General features: G+C 41.0%; 17 protein-coding genes. 6 read left to right on the plus strand and 11 right to left on the minus strand.

Annotation, left to right across the window (positions count from 1 at the left end):
- The first annotated feature begins 121 nt into the window (after nt 1–121).
- The 5 genes from AADY36_RS15410 to AADY36_RS15430 all read left to right on the plus strand — a co-directional run bounded on the left by AADY36_RS15410 (nt 122) and on the right by AADY36_RS15430 (nt 5920).
- On the plus strand, nt 122–598 hold the full coding sequence (locus tag AADY36_RS15410) for an FxsA family protein (protein ID WP_054552425.1): 477 nt from the start codon (nt 122–124) through the stop codon (nt 596–598).
- 143 nt (nt 599–741) lie between these two features.
- Nucleotides 742–1029 (plus strand): co-chaperone GroES, encoded by a 288-nt coding sequence (locus AADY36_RS15415; RefSeq protein WP_036973362.1) that lies wholly within the window; start codon nt 742–744, stop codon nt 1027–1029.
- A gap of 51 nt (nt 1030–1080) precedes the next feature.
- A complete protein-coding gene (gene groL / locus AADY36_RS15420) occupies nt 1081–2721 on the plus strand; it encodes a chaperonin GroEL (RefSeq protein ID WP_239963807.1) in 1641 nt (546 codons plus the stop codon).
- Between the two features lie 227 nt (nt 2722–2948).
- Nucleotides 2949–3581: a biliverdin-producing heme oxygenase gene (locus AADY36_RS15425; RefSeq protein WP_239963808.1), complete on the plus strand. Its 633-nt coding sequence runs from the start codon at nt 2949–2951 to the stop codon at nt 3579–3581.
- On the plus strand, nt 3578–5920 hold the full coding sequence (locus tag AADY36_RS15430; protein ID WP_239963809.1) for an ATP-binding protein: 2343 nt from the start codon (nt 3578–3580) through the stop codon (nt 5918–5920). The genes AADY36_RS15425 and AADY36_RS15430 overlap by 4 nt, the downstream gene beginning before the upstream one ends.
- A 9-nt stretch (nt 5921–5929) precedes the next feature.
- Here AADY36_RS15430 and AADY36_RS15435 read toward each other — a convergent pair whose 3' ends face one another.
- Nucleotides 5930–6658, minus strand: coding sequence for a helix-turn-helix domain-containing protein (locus tag AADY36_RS15435; protein WP_160318717.1), 729 nt, complete (start codon nt 6656–6658; stop codon nt 5930–5932).
- Between the two features lie 200 nt (nt 6659–6858).
- Between AADY36_RS15435 and AADY36_RS15440 the strand changes: the two genes are divergently transcribed.
- Nucleotides 6859–7308, plus strand: a complete 450-nt coding sequence (locus AADY36_RS15440) for a response regulator (protein WP_055198951.1) — start codon at nt 6859–6861, stop codon at nt 7306–7308.
- A gap of 16 nt (nt 7309–7324) precedes the next feature.
- Here AADY36_RS15440 and AADY36_RS15445 read toward each other — a convergent pair whose 3' ends face one another.
- The 10 genes from AADY36_RS15445 to AADY36_RS15490 form a co-directional block, all read right to left on the minus strand.
- Nucleotides 7325–8833: an NAD(P)H-hydrate dehydratase gene (locus AADY36_RS15445; protein ID WP_342409193.1), complete on the minus strand. Its 1509-nt coding sequence runs from the start codon at nt 8831–8833 to the stop codon at nt 7325–7327.
- Between the two features lie 117 nt (nt 8834–8950).
- On the minus strand, nt 8951–9763 hold the full coding sequence (gene speD, locus AADY36_RS15450) for an adenosylmethionine decarboxylase (protein ID WP_054563482.1): 813 nt from the start codon (nt 9761–9763) through the stop codon (nt 8951–8953).
- An 88-nt stretch (nt 9764–9851) separates the two neighbouring features.
- A complete protein-coding gene (locus AADY36_RS15455) occupies nt 9852–10265 on the minus strand; it encodes an OsmC family protein (protein WP_055020887.1) in 414 nt (137 codons plus the stop codon).
- Between the two features lie 145 nt (nt 10266–10410).
- Nucleotides 10411–10758, minus strand: coding sequence for a DUF3802 family protein (locus AADY36_RS15460; protein ID WP_054563480.1), 348 nt, complete (start codon nt 10756–10758; stop codon nt 10411–10413).
- A 128-nt stretch (nt 10759–10886) separates the two neighbouring features.
- Nucleotides 10887–12356 (minus strand): succinylglutamate-semialdehyde dehydrogenase, encoded by a 1470-nt coding sequence (astD, locus tag AADY36_RS15465; RefSeq protein ID WP_342409194.1) that lies wholly within the window; start codon nt 12354–12356, stop codon nt 10887–10889.
- Nucleotides 12357–12374: 18 nt separating this feature from the next.
- Nucleotides 12375–13391 (minus strand): arginine N-succinyltransferase, encoded by a 1017-nt coding sequence (astA, locus tag AADY36_RS15470; RefSeq protein WP_054563478.1) that lies wholly within the window; start codon nt 13389–13391, stop codon nt 12375–12377.
- An 80-nt stretch (nt 13392–13471) separates the two neighbouring features.
- The gene (locus tag AADY36_RS15475) at nt 13472–14677 is read right to left on the minus strand and encodes an aspartate aminotransferase family protein (protein ID WP_054563477.1); all 1206 of its coding nucleotides are present in this window, start codon (nt 14675–14677) and stop codon (nt 13472–13474) included.
- 369 nt (nt 14678–15046) lie between these two features.
- Complete coding sequence (locus tag AADY36_RS15480) at nt 15047–16207, minus strand: HDOD domain-containing protein (RefSeq protein ID WP_285221976.1); 1161 nt, start codon at nt 16205–16207, stop codon at nt 15047–15049.
- A gap of 48 nt (nt 16208–16255) precedes the next feature.
- Nucleotides 16256–16834 carry an anthranilate synthase component II gene (locus tag AADY36_RS15485; RefSeq protein WP_054552416.1) on the minus strand — a complete coding sequence of 193 codons (579 nt, stop codon included), beginning with the start codon at nt 16832–16834 and terminating at the stop codon, nt 16256–16258.
- A gap of 85 nt (nt 16835–16919) precedes the next feature.
- Nucleotides 16920–17315: an acyl-CoA thioesterase gene (locus AADY36_RS15490; RefSeq protein WP_054563476.1), complete on the minus strand. Its 396-nt coding sequence runs from the start codon at nt 17313–17315 to the stop codon at nt 16920–16922.
- Nucleotides 17316–17327: the final 12 nt, after the last annotated feature.

The raw sequence follows: 17327 nt of genomic DNA on the forward strand, positions 1-17327 counted from the left end.
CGATAGTAACTATAATGTGTAGCGAGCAAGGTGATCCTAGGTTCCGTCTTGAAAAATGACCTGCTCACCCCAATTTATATTTCACTGACTCGAAAGAGAATGACATTTTTTAGAGAGCGTTATGTTTAGATTTTTGTTTTTGTTATTTATTTTAGTGCCGATTGTGGAGATCGCGTTACTCATCCAAGTGAGTGAAGTGATCGGCGGCTTTGCCACCATAGCGCTTGTAATTGTGACCGCGATTGTCGGTGCGAAATTAGTGAAGCAGCAAGGTATGGGCGCGATTCAAAACGTGCAATTACAAATGGCACAAGGGCAAATGCCTGCAAAAGAATTATTTACTGGATTATGTGTCATTATCGCCGGTGTTTTATTAATGACACCAGGCATCATGACAGACTTTTTTGGCTTTTTACTACTCACGCCAGCGATTCGCAACAAACTGGCTGCAGGTCTTGCTAGTCAAGCAACTGTGCGTATGAGTTCGCAGGCAAATCAAGGCTCTGCACACTTCCAATATCATAGTAAAACAACCACTCATGAAGAGCCAAACCATCAACCGACAACTATTGATGGTGAATTTGAGCGAAAAGATTAAAATTTTTTAATTTTTGTACTTGGATTTTTTTAAGCCACCCCCATTAATGAATGCAATGAAACGCAACGGGTGGCTTAGCACTCCCCTGCAATAACACAAGATTTTTTCTGTACTGTTCAGAAACTGTTAGGAGAACTAAATAAATGAACATTCGTCCTTTACATGATCGCGTCATCGTTAAGCGTCTAGAAGAAGAAACTAAGTCTGCTGGCGGTATTGTATTAACTGGCTCTGCAGCTGAAAAATCAACTCGCGGAGAAGTTATCGCTGTTGGTAATGGCCGTGTTTTAGACAACGGTGAAGTAAGAGCATTAGAAGTTAAAGCCGGTGACACTGTGCTGTTCGGCTCTTATGTTGAAAAAGCTGAAAAGATCGAAGGTCAAGAGTACCTGATCATGCGTGAAGATAACATTCTAGGCATTGTAGGCTAATCCTACTTTTCGTTTAGCAACCCGTTTACAGAATTTAAGAGGAATTTAATCATGGCAGCAAAAGAAGTACTTTTTGCAGGTGACGCACGTGGCAAAATGCTAACTGGCGTAAACATTTTAGCAAACGCAGTAAAAGTAACTTTAGGTCCTAAAGGCCGTAACGTTGTATTAGACAAATCATTCGGCGCTCCAGTGATCACTAAAGATGGTGTATCTGTAGCAAAAGAAATCGAGCTTGAAGACAAGTTCGAAAACATGGGCGCACAAATGGTTAAAGAAGTAGCGTCGAAAGCGAATGACGCTGCAGGTGACGGTACAACAACTGCAACAGTATTAGCACAAGCTATCGTAAACGAAGGCTTAAAAGCAGTTGCAGCGGGTATGAACCCAATGGACCTTAAGCGCGGTATCGACAAAGCAGTTACTGCAGCAGTTGAAGAGCTTAAAGCACTTTCTGTTCCATGTGCAGACACTAAAGCAATTGCACAAGTAGGTACTATTTCTGCTAACTCTGATAAAGAAATCGGTGACATCATTGCAGAAGCAATGGAAAAAGTAGGCCGTGATTCAGGCGTTATCACTGTTGAAGAAGGTCAGTCGTTAGAAAACGAACTAGACGTCGTTGAAGGTATGCAGTTTGACCGCGGTTACCTTTCTCCATATTTCATCAACAACGCTGAAAAAGGCGCTGTAGAGCTAGACAACCCATTCATTCTACTTGTAGATAAAAAAGTATCTAACATCCGTGAGCTACTACCTACATTAGAAGCTGTTGCAAAAGCTAGCAAGCCACTACTTATCATTGCTGAAGACCTTGAAGGTGAAGCACTTGCAACTCTTGTTGTGAACAACATGCGCGGCATCGTTAAAGTATCTGCGGTTAAAGCACCTGGTTTCGGCGACCGTCGTAAAGCAATGCTACAAGACATCGCAGTATTAACAGGTGGTACTGTTATTTCTGAAGAAATCGGTTTAGAGCTAGAGAAAGCGACAATCGAAGACCTAGGTACAGCGAAGCGCGTTGTGATCACTAAAGATGATACAACAATCATCGACGGTGCAGGCGAAGAAGACGGCATCAATGGTCGTGTTGCACAAATCAAAGCACAAATCGAAGAAGCGACGTCTGACTACGATAAAGAGAAACTACAAGAGCGTATGGCTAAACTAGCTGGCGGTGTTGCAGTAATCAAAGTTGGCGCAGCAACTGAAATCGAAATGAAAGAGAAAAAAGACCGCGTTGAAGATGCACTACACGCAACTCGCGCAGCGGTTGAAGAAGGTGTTGTACCAGGTGGTGGTGTTGCACTAGTTCGCGTAGCAAGCAAACTTGTTGAACTTGCTGGCGACAACGAAGACCAAAGCCACGGTATCAAAGTTGCACTACGTGCGATGGAAGCACCACTTCGTCAAATCGTAACTAACGCAGGTGACGAAGCATCTGTTGTTGTTAACTCAGTAAAAGGCGGTGAAGGTAACTACGGTTACAACGCAGCATCAGGCGAGTACAACGACATGATCGAAATGGGTATCTTAGACCCAACTAAAGTAACGCGTTCGGCACTACAGTACGCAGCTTCAATCGCAGGCCTTATGATCACAACTGAAGCTATGGTTGCTGAAATCCCGAAAGAAGATGTACCAGCTGCTCCAGATATGGGCGGCATGGGTGGTATGGGCGGCATGATGTAATCATCCCCAAGCACTTCGCTTAAAAAACCCAGCTCCGGCTGGGTTTTTTGCATTCATTTACTTGCTCTGTAAATAAACAAAGACCTTCTAACTTTACAAGTCATTTGAACCCGCAATAAATAGTTGCCTTTTCCTAATCACCCTTAATTTTGTATTTTACATACTTGTACCTAAGTATATACTGGTGCGAATACTACTAGAATGCTCCAAATACGTTCAGGATAACAATGGGTTCAGCTTTATCAAACGCCACTGTAATAACTTGCAATAGCGATCAAAATAATATTCATACTTTTATAAAAAATAGTACCGACTCCCTTCACTCTCGTGTGGAAAAACAACTAGGTGCAGTATTATTCGATAAAAATATGACCCAACAATCGTATTTAGAAATTTTAATCGCAATGCATAGTAGCTATTCTATTATGGAGGGTGCTATATCAACCTTTAGTGCCACAAAAAAACTACTTGTTGGCCGCAGCAAGCTAAGCTGGTTAAATCAAGATATTGCTTATTTGCAAACATCTCAACACGCTCCATCTGTTAAATTATATAAACACGATGATTTAAAAAATATCTGCAACGTATCACATGCATTTGGAATGATGTATGTAATGGAGGGAGCCACCATGGGTGGAGGTCACATATTTAAAGCGCTTAAAAAGCATAATTGGATAAATGAGCTTGAAGGGATCCGTTTTTTTTATAGTTATGGTGAACTTAGGAATCAGAAGTGGGCTCAATTTATCCACGCACTAAAGCAGTATCATAACGACAACCCAAACTCAGCAGATGACATTTTATTGGGAGCAAATAAGGCATTTAGCTTAATCTCTCAAGCGCTTGGAGATATAAATTGAGCAATAAGTTTGAAGTCTCATTAGATAATTGCCATAAAGAACCCATTCATATTCCAGGCTCTATTCAACCGCATGGCTACTTGCTTGTTGTTGACCCTGAAACACTAAAAATATGCTATTTCAGCGAAAACATTTTAGCACTTTTAAACACACAAAAAGAGCGCATACTAGGCTCACATGTAAGTGATGTGTTTGCAGCAAATACAGCCGACATTATCGAGAAAAATAAAGCCCATAAGGACTTTCATGCCATTAACCCACTCAAGATTGAGTTAAAAGGTAAATCGCCTGAGACTTCTATTAAAGGTGTTATTTCTCGTAACGATGAATACTTACTCATTGAACTTGAGTTTGATATAAAGAAAGAGCACTCAAGTATTGATCCCATGAATTACTTGATGAAGCAATCTCTTCACCTAATTGCTGACAAAAAAGAGCTAAATTCATCATTCGACACAGCAGTAGAAGAAGTCCGTAACTTAACAGGTTTTGATCGCGTTATGCTCTATCAGTTTGACCATGAATATAATGGTCAAGTCGTAGCAGAAGCTAAAAAAAATGAGTTAAACTCATTTCTACATCAACACTTTCCCGAGTCAGATATTCCAAAGCAAGCACGCGCTTTATATTTGCGTAATCCTATAAGGTTACTTGCAGATGTGGATGCTGAAGTATCACCTATCTACCCACAAGACAAGCCTGTAGATTTAAGCACGTGTATAACCAGAAGTGTATCCCCCATTCATTGCCAATATTTACGCAATATGGGTGTTAAAGCATCAATGTCTATCAGTATTATTATTGCTGGTAAATTATGGGGGTTAATTGCTTGTCACCACTATTCAAGCCATGTTGTCCCTTTTGAGGCACGACAAGTTGCACAGTATATGGGGTTGATGCTCTCATATATAATTTCCCTCAAAACACAATCTACCGAAGCGATTCAAGAAGCTAAAGCCACCGCCATCAGTGCAGAAATAGCAGAGCATATGTCTGAAGAAGTCTTTTTCATTGATGGCTTACGCAAACAAGTTCCTGCTTTACTTAACATGCTAAGTGCTGATGGTGTTGCTTGGCGGCTAGAAAAAGATATTGAAAGTTTTGGGGATGTACCCGCAAACGATGATATTTATCATTTATTTGAGTGGTTAAAAAGCAACCACCTAGAAGATAAACTGCTGTATCATAACCATCATTTGTCTAATGAAAATGCTGAATTTAGTAAGTTTGCTAATATTGCAAGCGGCGTACTTGCTATGCCTGTTTCTACTAATGAAAACCTATTTATTATGTGGTTTCGTAAAGAGGTGATTGAAACAAAGAATTGGGGTGGGAAACCTGAAAAGATAATCGAATTTCTTGACGACGGTAGTCACCGCCTTATGCCTCGTAGCTCATTTCGTTTATGGCAAGAGAATGTACGTAATAAATGCTCACCTTGGAAGGCAAACGAAATATCTTGCGCTATAAAGTTTCGCAATCACCTAGTTAATCATGTTATCGAAAAATCTGAGCGCCTTAAAAAGTTAAACGACTTACTAGAAACTAAAGTTAATGAGCGAACCGCCGCTTTAAAGTCGGAAATACTCACTCGACAACAAGCCGAGCTTGACCTTGAAATCGCACTTAGAAAATCTGAAGAGTCTAACCAAGAGTTAGAACGGTTTGCTTTTGTTGCGTCTCATGATTTACAAGAACCCTTACGAAAAATACAAATGTTCGGCGATCGCCTGCAAAACTCTAAAGAACAGATTGGAGAAAGAAACGCTTCTTATATCTCTCGTATGATGGATTCTGCCGAAAGAATGCAAAAACTTATCAAAGGAGTATTAAGTTTTTCTAGAATCAATCGAAAAGGCGAAGAGTTTCGTAGCTTTTCAGCACAAGATGTTTTTGATGATATTCTTGATGACCTTGAGCTAATTATAGCTGATAAGTCAGCAGTGTTTCATATAGAAGATATCGGTGAAATCTATGGTGATAAACGACAAATCCAGCGTTTATTTCAAAACTTAATTCTTAATGCGCTTAAATTTAGTCACCCACATCAACCACCCATTATAGGGATTAAGTCAGTTGAGCGAACAGACGAGCATATTGTTATCGCTGTCATTGATAATGGAATAGGTTTTAATAATGAATTTAAAGACAGAATCTTTAACCTTTTTGAACGGGTTCACTCTAAACAAGCATACGAAGGAACAGGGTTAGGCTTGGCTATTTGTAAGAAAATAGTCGAACGACACCATGGAACAATTACAGCAGAAGCAAATATCAATGAAGGCTCTCAGTTTTACGTCAACTTACCACTAAGAGATATAAAACTAAGTCAGCTTTAGTTATTACCGCTACGATTGTGGCGGTAACAGTCTACTAATATGCTCTTTAAGTTGTCTAATTTCATTTTCAATAGACTGGAAACGCTGACTTTGAATCTGTGAATCTTGATCTGTTATAGAGCTTATTTTTGCTTTTACACGCCAGATTTCTAAGATATCACTTCCCTGAATTGAATATGTTTTGTACTCAGGGTTATCACTCTTAAATAAGTAACTGATAGGGTCTGTGTCATGGCTAAAGAGACGTTTAGCTACAATGCCATCTTTAGTGACAACAACACACACTGAACCATTCTCTAACTGCTTAATATCCTTGATCTGCTCAGTGATCAGCGTTTCTCTAGGGCGGATAGTTGGCATCATGCTATCGCCTTCAACTTCGAATAGACGATAATTACCATTTTCAAACCCTGGGATTTTATAAACATCCAGAGTTTTAATATAGTCTTCATCACTACACTGTTCTATATATCCAGCGTGAGCTTCTTCATTAACTAGCGGGATAAATGAAGTCTCTAAGGCTTTTTGATAACTCTGAAAGTTCGATTCATCGTACCCCTCAATACCTAAAATAAGCCAGTTACAATCAACATTAAACACTTGGCTGATTTTAGTGATAGTACTGAGAGACAAGGTCGACTTTCCAGCCTCCAACTGTGATAAAGCCCCCTGTGTTATACCTATTTTATCGGCAAATTCTTGTTGAGAAAGGTTCAAATTTTCGCGTAGAGCTGTCACTCTGTTCGTACTAGTATGATTTAATGGCATTAGATTATTAATAAACTTATGTTTGTATTATGGGTATAAGCAAGTTAATATAACACTTGCTTAACTAAAGTATATACTACTCAAGTAACTAATTATTTAATTTGTTGTTTTTATTAAAAAGTATCTACATGGAATAGATGAGCCACATTTGATGAAATCAGGAGCTGCCAATGTTTAACGACAAATTATTTACCAAAAAATTACGCTCTGTGAGCTATATTTTAGTTGCGGATGATGATCTCGATGATCAAGAGCTTATCCGAGATGCCCTTGTTGAAAACAATGTCGATGAAAATAAAATTCAATTTGTTGATGACGGCATGCAATTACTTGAGTCGCTCGATAAAAACAAAATTTTACCTAGCCTTATTTTATTAGACCTAAACATGCCACGAAAGGGTGGAAAAGAAGCGCTAGTTGAACTAAAAAAATCGGAGCTTTACCGCCATATTCCCATCATAATTTTTACGACTTCTGATTCAGAAGTTGATATTAAGCAATGTTACAGCTTAGGTACTAACGCCTTTATGACCAAGCCTTCTAGCTATTATGATTTAGTTGATTCAATGAAAATGCTAACTCAATATTGGCTTGTTCAAGCTAGGATAGTCTTAGACTAAGGCGAAATATTTAGCCTTACCTGCTCAAGTCAGCACTGCTTGCCAACTCTTTTATCAGCTTCCTTACAACGGCAAACAAATCACTCGGTAACATACCTCTTTCGCCCTCACGCTCTGCGGCAATATCACCAGCTTTTGCATGTAAGGTTACGCCTAAGCAAGCTGCTTGCTGAGGAGTAAGCCCCTGTGCGATCAATGCCGCTATGATACCTGTTAATACATCGCCACTGCCGCCAACCGCAAGTGCAGGATTTCCATCTGTACACACCCATGTTTGGTTATTATCAGCAATTAAGCTTCCAGCACCTTTGAGTACACAAGTAGTAGTATAGCTACGTGCAAGCTGCTTTACTGCATGAAAGCGATTTTCTTCAATATCGCTAGCGCGACAATTAAGTAACCTTGCTGCCTCACCTGGGTGTGGTGTGATAACGGTATTAGCTAATGGAAATGACGAAGCATGCTGAGCCATTAAATTAAGTGCATCAGCATCAATAACCAGAGGCTTATTATTAGTAAAGCAATACTGCATTACTGCTTCAAAGGTTTTTTCCGACCAAGTGTCTTGCCCAAGCCCTGGGCCAATAGCAACACAGGTTGCCCACTCAAGAGCGCTTATCAGATTTGTATCTGTCACCATTAATTCTGGCCGGCCAATACTTACTGGTAGAATAGAGCTACTATGGGTATACACTTTAACCATGCCCGCACCGCTGCGAAGCGCTGCCTCTGCAGTTAAACGAATAGCGCCTGCAGTGCCGGCATTACCACCAACACACAGCAATTTACCATGGCTGGTTTTATGGCTGTTGTTATCGCGCTCAGGAAGCCTAGCTTGGCTCTGATAATTGATAAGCTCAGCCGTGGGTGATGTCTGTTTTAAAAAGGCATCTTCAATACCTAAATCATTAAACTCTAATGTCCCTGCATGCGCTCTACCTTGCCCTGTCACTAACCCCTGTTTAATTCCCACAAAAGTCACAGTAAGCGCGGCTTTTATTGCAGCTCCTTGAACCACACCTGTGTCGGCATGTATGCCTGAGGGTAGGTCAATAGCAACTATCGGCACTTGGCTCTCGTTAGCTGCTTTAATCAAGGTTGAAAAAGGCTCGCGCACCGCGCTTTGAATTCCCGTGCCAAGCAGGCCATCAATAATGATATCTGCTTGCTCAATAACACTGGCATCAGCGGTTATTGCCCCTCCGGCGTCAAGCCAAGCTTGCTGAGCACTGAGCGCATCGCCTTTGAGCGGTTTATCAGATATTGCTGCAATAACCGTAACCTGTTTGCCCGCTTGTTTAGCTAAGCGAGCAACAACATAACCATCACCGGCATTGTTACCAACGCCCGCTAACACTACGAATGTACTTGCTTTAGGAAAATAGCTGATAGCTTGCTGATAAGTCGCCAGCCCTGCTCGCTCCATAAGCTCATACAAGGTTACGCCAGAGCGCTTAGCTGCGGGTCCTTCATGGTCACGAACTTGCTCTGCTAAAAATACTGACTGCGAGAGAACAACTGACATATCTATCCTTAAATTGGCCTTTTAACCAGCATATAAGTACAGATGAGTGCAGTCAATGAGGCATAAAAAACGGCGCGTAACTTACATTACGCGCCGTTTCTTTAAAGCTATAGTGACTTACTCAGTGTCTGGTAAGTTGCGACCGTAGAAGATTTCTTGCATCTCGCGGGTCAGCTTAGAGTAGATGGCTTCTTCTTCTTCTTCCGAAAGATCTGCTGTAGAAACACCGAATAGGTAAGTATTCAAGTCAGTTTCTTTTAACATCATCTTAGTGTGGAACAAGTTCTCTTGATACACGTTCACGTCCATCATTTGGTACGCTTCTTTGGTATCTTCAGTCATATAGTTCTGAATTGAGTTAATCGCGTGATCGATATAGTGTTTTACACCATCTACGTCACGAGTAAAACCACGTACGCGGTAGTCAATTGTTACAACATCAGACTCAAGGCTGTGAATTAAGAAGTTTAACGCTTTTAATGGCGAAATAATGCCACACGTTGATACTTCGATATCAGCACGGAACGTACAAATACCATCATCAGGGTGTGCTTCTGGGTATGTGTGAACACAGATGTGGCTCTTGTCTAAGTGCGCTACCACTGTTTCAGGAAGAGGACCCGGCGCTTCATCAACGTCATACGTTGTTTGTTGCTCAATTGGCTCTTCAGAGATCAAGATTGTTACGCTGGCGCCTTGCGGGTCATAATCTTGGCGAGAAACATTTAGAATGTTTGCGCCAATAATATCCACAACTTCACCTAAAATATCGGTAAGGCGATCAGCACTGTACTGTTCGTCGATATATTCAATATATTCTTTACGCTGTTGTTCCGTCTTTGCGTAACAAATATCGTAAATACTAAAACTTAAGCTCTTAGTTAAGTTATTAAAGCCATGAAGCTTAATTTTATCGAAGGGTTTATTCATGCTAAACCAACCTTAAAACGAGTGAAACCTGCACCAGCAGAAATAAAAGTTCGCGGATTTTATACGAATTTCCTGCTCGGAAAAAGCGTTATTTTACCTGTTCTTGCACAACTTCATGACTATGCGTAATTTCTACTGTCTTATCAAGCATTAAGGCTACAGAACAATACTTTTCAGCAGATAATTGTACCGCTCTTGCAAGGTGCTTTTCAGAGACATTATCACCGGTAACCACAAAGTGTAGATTAATCTTGGTAAACACGCGAGGTGCTGACTCAGCACGCTCTGCAGATAGCTTAACTTGCACATCAGAAAATGACTGTTTTGCTTTTTTTAAAATACTAACAACATCAACAGATGAACAACAGCCCGCTGACATTAAAACCATTTCCATTGGGCTTGGCGCAGCGCTATCGCTGCCTGCATCAAAAACTACATTGTGACCTGAATTTGAAAGGCCAATAAACGTATCGCCTTCTACCCATTTTACATTCGCTTGCATGTGCTTTATCTCTTAAAGTTATTTTGCTTGATTGTAAGCAAGTCACACACAGATGCAAGGGATAAGAGGTGAGCTTTAAAGGAAAGCGAGTTGCTAACTTTGAGCTGCTCGCTTAAAGACTAGAAATTGTATTGTGCTTTATAAGTTAGGCACTTTCGACAACAGCACTATCGAATAAGTTTTTTACTAATCCAGCAAACTCATCAATAAACGCGTGTTGTTCAACGGTTACTGTGTGATTTGTAACGCTGCTTAGCACTTCTTGTAAGTCATATACGATACCGTCGACTTCGCGAACAATTTGGCTGCGTTGTTCAGTATTAAGCTCTGTGTGTTGCTCGCAAAGTAACATGACATTTTCTGCTATCACGTCTTCAATAAGCTCTAACACTGTTGGAGCTCCTGGTTTAATTTGACCCGGCTTCTCAAAAAGCGCTAAATTTTGAGTGAGATACATGACAAGATCATCGTACCCTTGCCTATCTAAAACCATACGACTGCACACCTAATAAAAAACTATCTCTTTAGATTTAAGCAGAAAGCGCTTTTAATTGCTACCTTTGCCAAGCATCTCATACAAAAAAAGCAGCCGAAGCTGCTTTTTATAATGATTTACGATTATTAATCGATTTTTAAGCCTGGGCTTAATGTCGCTGGCATTGCTACTTTTTCAAGCTCAACCGAAGCGACTGGGTATGCACAATAGTCAGCAGCATAATATGCGCTTGCTCTGTGGTTACCTGATGCACCAATACCACCAAATGGTGCTGCACTTGATGCACCTGTGATAGGACGGTTCCAGTTTACGATACCCGCGCGAATACGACGAAGGAAATGGTCGTAATCTGCTGCGCTGTCGCTTAATAAACCAGCTGATAAACCAAAGCTTGTGTCATTCGCTTTATCAATAGCGGCATCAAAATCAGTGAAGCGGAATACTTTAAGAAGTGGTCCAAAGTGTTCTTCGTCTGGGAAGTTAGCTACATTTGTACACTCTAAAATACCCGGTGTCACAAAGCCGGTATTTTCTTTGTGCGTTAGCTCAACTAACACTTCAGCGCCAAGCTCAATAAGCTGCTGTTGTGCTGTGACCATACCTGCTGCTGCTGCTGAAGAAATCATTGACCCAATGAAAGGTTGCTCTTCTGCGTCGTAGTCACCTACTTTAATTGCTTTAGTTGCTTTAATAAGACCCGCTAAGATGGCATCACCTTGCTCGCCTACAGGTAAGAATAACTTGCGCGCACACGTACAACGTTGACCTGTAGAGATAAACGCTGATTGAATAATATCGTGAATAGCCGCTTTAGTATCAGCAACATCAGTAACGATAAGCGGGTTATTACCACCCATTTCTAAGGCTAAGATTTTACCCGGCTGACCGGCAAACTGTTCATGTAAAATATGACCAGTGCGCGAAGAGCCAGTAAAGAATAAACCGTCGATCCCTTTATGAGATGCAAGCGCTTTACCCGTTTCTACTTCACCTTGCACAAGGTTGATTACACCCGCAGGGAGACCCGCCTTTTGCCATAACTTTAACGTTAACTCAGCAACTGCTGGCGTTAGCTCAGAGGGTTTAAATACCACGGTATTACCTGCTAATAATGCAGGTACAATGTGACCATTTGGTAAGTGACCAGGGAAGTTATAAGGGCCAAACACAGCTACAACACCATGAGGCTTGTGGCGGATCATCGCACGACCTTGTGGCATTGGGTTTTCAACATCGCCTGTACGCTCTAAAAATGCTTTTTCAGAGATAGCAATTTTACCCACCATCGCACCTGCTTCAGTGCGTGTTTCCCAAAGTGGTTTACCTGTTTCTTGTGCGATAGCAATCGCTAGTTCTTCGCTGTGCTCTTTAAGCGTTTCTGCGAATGTTTTTACAATCGCTAAACGCTCTGCAAATGTTTTATCAGCCCAGCTGTAAAACGCTTCACGTGCAGCAGCGACTGCGCCGTCTACTTGTTCAGCAGTGGCAGTGTTTGCTTGCCAGATTACATCGTTATTTGCTGGGTTTACAGATTGAAAAGTATGACCAAGGCCTGCTTGCCATTGACCATTAATAAATTGCGCTGCATGAGTCATTAATATGTCTCCTGAATTCTATAGTTCTGCAAGTGATACTGAATCACCCGCTTCTAAGTGAAGTGCTTTTGCTAGTTCACTTGAGATTACGATGCTATCGGCATCGCATGATAGGCTAACTTGAGTCACGGTTGCTCTAAAATCAGCAATTTTATCATTTGCTAACAATACCGTGGTGTCGCCTTGGCTTTCACCAATTTCAACTTTAACTGTGTGGGCATTTCTGACTGTAGCAATGTTATCTACTTTTGCTTCAACAGTTGGACCTGCATCAAAAATGTCTACATAACCATTAAAGGTGAAACCTTCGCTCTTTAATAGTTCAATCGCAGGGCGTGTGTTGTCATGTACTTGACCAATCACAGCTTGTGCATCTTTGCTCAGTAAGTTGACGTAAATTGGGTATTTAGGCATTAACTCAGCAATAAATACTTTCTGGCCAATACCCGTTAAGTAATCTGCCGTTGGAAAGTCCATTGAGAAAAAGTGCTCTTCTAGCCATTGCCAGAATGGGCTTTCGCCGCTTTCGTCAGACACACCACGCATTTCAGCAATGACGGTGTCAGCAAAACGTTCTCTATGTTGATTAATAAACATAAAACGCGCTTTTGAAAGCAATTTACCGTTATTATTTTTACGGTAGCCATCTTTTAAGAATAATGTACATAGCTCAGTTGCACCGGTGTAATCATTACACAGAGTTAAAATATCAACGGCTTTATACACGTCTAGCGTACGAGAAGAATGAATTACTTTGCTTAAATGATAATGATAAAAAGCATCATCTAAACCAACAGCGGCTTCAATACCCGAAGTCCCTACAACTTCACCCGTTTCGCTATCTTCAAGAACAAACAAGTAACCTTCATCACCTGGCTGCTGTGCTGCTTTTGCAAATGAGCTGACAGAATGATCAATTTTCTTTTGTAATAACTCTTCATTATTAGGCAAAGACGTAAAGCCATGGCCTGACTCAACAGCAATCTTTACTAACGCTTGGTAATCGCTTTGCTGGATTGGGCGAAGGATCATCATAAGTCCGCTTGCTCCCTTATAAATAACGGTAAATTAAGAAATGTGGGCAAGCTTAACTTGCCCTGAAATGACAGTTTCGTTTAGCCGTTAACGACTTTTGCAACTGCTTTTTCGAAACGAGCCATACCTTCGCGGATATCAGCTTCTGGAATTACAAGTGACGGAGTGAAACGAACAACATCAGCGCCAGCAACTAAAGACATAACGCCTTCTGCTGTACCAGCCACTAAAAACTCTTTTGCACGACCTTTGAATTGCTCTGTTACTACAGCACCAATTAATAGACCTTCGCCACGGATTTCAGTGAATACATTGTACTTTTCGTTAATCGCAGTTAATAACTCGCGGAATAACGCTGACTTTTCTTTAACACCGTTAAGTACGTCAGGAGTATTTACTGTGTCGAATGCTGCTTCTGCTACTGCACACGCAAGAGGGTTACCACCGTAAGTAGAACCATGAGTACCTACTTTTAAGTGCTTAGCAATATCAGTTGTGGTGATCATTGCACCGATAGGGAAACCACCACCTAACGCTTTTGCAGTCGTTAAGATATCAGGAGTTACATTTAAACCTTGATAAGCATAAAGCTCACCCGTACGGCCAACACCTGTTTGTACTTCATCAAAGATTAGTAGTGCATTATGCTTAGTACATAACTCACGAACACCTTCAACAAACTCAGCAGTTGGCGAAATGATACCGCCTTCACCTTGCAGAGGCTCCATCATTACTGCACATGTGCTGTCTGAGATAAGCGCTTCAAATGCAGCTAAATCGTTGTAGTCACAGTGAACGATATCACCAGGTTTAGGACCAAAACCATCAGAGTATGCAGCTTGACCGCCTACTGTTACTGTGAAGAAGGTACGGCCGTGGAAACCTTTGTTGAATGAGATAATTTGTGACTTTTGCTCACCAAAGTTATCAAGTGCAAAACGGCGTGCAAGTTTAAGTGCCGCTTCGTTAGCTTCTGCACCAGAGTTAGCAAAATATACTTTTTCAGCGAACGTTGCGTCAGTTAGCTTTTTAGCTAAGCGAAGCGCTGGCTCATTAGTCATTACATTTGATAAGTGCCAAATTTTTTCGCCTTGCTCTTTTAATGCACTTACAAGAGCTGGGTGACAATGACCAAGACAGTTAACAGCAATACCACCAGCAAAATCGATAAATTCGCGACCTTCTTGATCCCATACGCGAGAGCCTTCGCCTCGAACTGGAATAACACTTGATGGTGCATAGTTAGGAACCATTACTTGATCAAATAATTCGCGATTGACTGTCATTTTATATCCTCATAATTGTAAGCACACTCAGAGTAAGGTGGCGCTCTAAAGCTAAACTAAGCCATTTTACTTAGCCGATTGAGCTTAGCGCAAAATCACCAAAATTACTCTTTGGTTCAATTTTCATTCATCCATTATTCCAGAAAATTTTCGTCCTGTCTCTTAGAAAACTTTCATGTAGCCCTTGAAAATAAAGGGCTTGAGATATTTTTTCATGGATAGTGAATAACTATTTGAAGGCTATTTTTTACTCTAAATACTATAAAAAGGCTTACGGCTAGTGAGCCAAGCAGAGGCTAAAGAGAAAAAATTTGTCACTGCGGATTGATAAACAATGAATGAATAGTCGCAAAAAAATTAACAATTTTTTTAATTAATTTGAATATGAAAGCGATCAAAATTGCATTTTGCTAGCTGATCAAGCTCTTCTTTAGTGAAATCGAAGTGTGCAAACCAACGTTCGGTTTCGTCATTTTCGACTAGTTGATGCTCATTTAAACTTAAATACTGAGCGTAACAACGTGCTTTTAAAATCACCTTGGTAAGCGGCAAATACTCATCGTTTTTAGCTAAAGGTGTAGTTAACTGCTGCATTACCGCATTAAATGGCAAATACCTAAAAGCCATTTTCTCAATTACGGTGGCTGTTACCTTCATCGACTGCTTATTTAGCAAGGTGCTTAAAAATAAAGGATCCGGTTTTAGCTCTAATAAAGCTGTGTGTAGATCTTTCTTTTGCTCATCACGGGCTTTCGTTACTTGGCGCTGCCAAACTAACTCGAAAATACGAAGGTATATACGGACTAGCGCTATCTTACCCACGTCGAGTAGCATACCTAAAGTAAACGCATGCACCTCATTTACACTATTTAATTTAGCAAGTTCTTGAGCAGCAATGGCACACGCCATTGAGTTATCACGAAGTCGGCGCTTTAGTAGTGGAAATGGCTCTGTACTGTGTGGCATCCAATGACGTACCGCAAAGGTTGGCACGACAAACTTTAAGTTATCTAAACCAATGTAGCGTAGCGCTAACAGTGGGTTATCGACTTGAACTGAAGTGTGTTTATTGCGTTGTTTTCGATAGAAAGGTAAATTCACAAACGCAACGAGCTCACGACCTAACCAACTCAAATCTTTAACTAACGGCTCTAGTCGACCTACTGAGGCCGAGCGCACAGCTAAAATATCTAAAATAGCAGGTACGCTATCTTGAATCCCTATAGTTTCATGAATTACTGAATCAATGTCTTCAAGCTGCTTGTGCATGGCAGCCTCAATCACTTGGTGTAATTGCTTGCTCGCCTGTGCACGGTATTTATGGTGAGCTGTACTGCTCTTTTGACGTTTTTTCTCAGCAGCAACTTCTACTTCTAATAGAGTTCGCTGTTCCATTGATTCGCCATAATCAATTTCGAGGGTGTGAATATAGCCAATTTGACGCTGTGCAAAACTGTGACCAAGCAAAAGATCGTGCGCGCGCTCATTAAGCACCATCGCAGTCCTTTGTTGTCGGTTTTCTTCGGTCATTTGCACAGGCGTATTGTCGGTCATATTTGTTAATTCACTAGCCTAAGGTTAGAAGCGAGTTAAAAAGTTAGCAAGTAATTCAAGCCCTTGTTGGGTCAAAATTGCTTCGGGGTGAAATTGCACTCCTTCAAGTGCTAAATCATTATGCATGATCCCCATAATTTCATCAAAATCAGAATTTTGTTCTGTCCATGCAGTAATAGTGAAGTCACTAGGCAGGCTTTGTTTATCCACCACTAAAGAATGGTACCGGCATACCGTTAGTGGATTTGCCAAACCGTTAAACACACCTTGATTGGTATGCTTAACTAACGAGGTTTTACCATGCATCACTTGCTTTGCACGAATAACATCAGCACCTAGAGCCTGAGCAATAGTTTGGTGACCTAAGCAAATACCAAGAATTGGCAACTGACCTTTTAGTTGTTCAACCACTTGCAAAGAAATACCCGCTTCGTTTGGTGAACATGGCCCAGGCGATAGTACGATGTGCTCTGGGTTAAGTTGTTTAATCTCAGCAATGCTGATCTCATCGTTTCGTTTAACTAATACATCTTGATCTAAGCGCTGAAAATATTGCACTAGGTTGTATGTAAACGAATCATAATTGTCGATCATTAACAGCATTGCGTGTAACCCAAAATTACTCAGTCAAAATAATGAAGGCGCATTTTACCCCAAGCGTTCATAAATGTCGGCAAAAAATGGGGTATTACTCAGCGATTAAATGCGCTGTAAGGTCAGCCCTTTCTTGCTCATTAAGTTTTTGCGAACATTTATTTGCGAAGTCGTAACGTACTAGTACGGTTTTACCAACGGCACAGCAGTTATCTTGCTGCCAAGCCTCTTGACGCAGTACAAATGAACTAGAGCCGATGTGCTCAACACTGGTTTTCACTGTGACATCGTGACCATAAAACAACTCACCCACAAAGCTTACTTCAACCTTAGCAATGATCAGTTTCCACTCATAAGGGTTTAAATCGGGCGTAAAAAACCTGAAAATAGGCGCTCGGGCGGCTTCAAACCATACAGGGAGTACGGTATTGTTGATGTGCCCTAGCACATCTGTTTCGCTAAAGCGTGGTGTGATAGTTTCAGTAAACATAGTAACCCTATA

Origin of the sequence: Pseudoalteromonas sp. D15MCD-2, assembly GCF_038562745.1 — a bacterium.
In the GTDB taxonomy this organism is placed as follows: Bacteria; Pseudomonadota; Gammaproteobacteria; order Enterobacterales; family Alteromonadaceae; genus Pseudoalteromonas.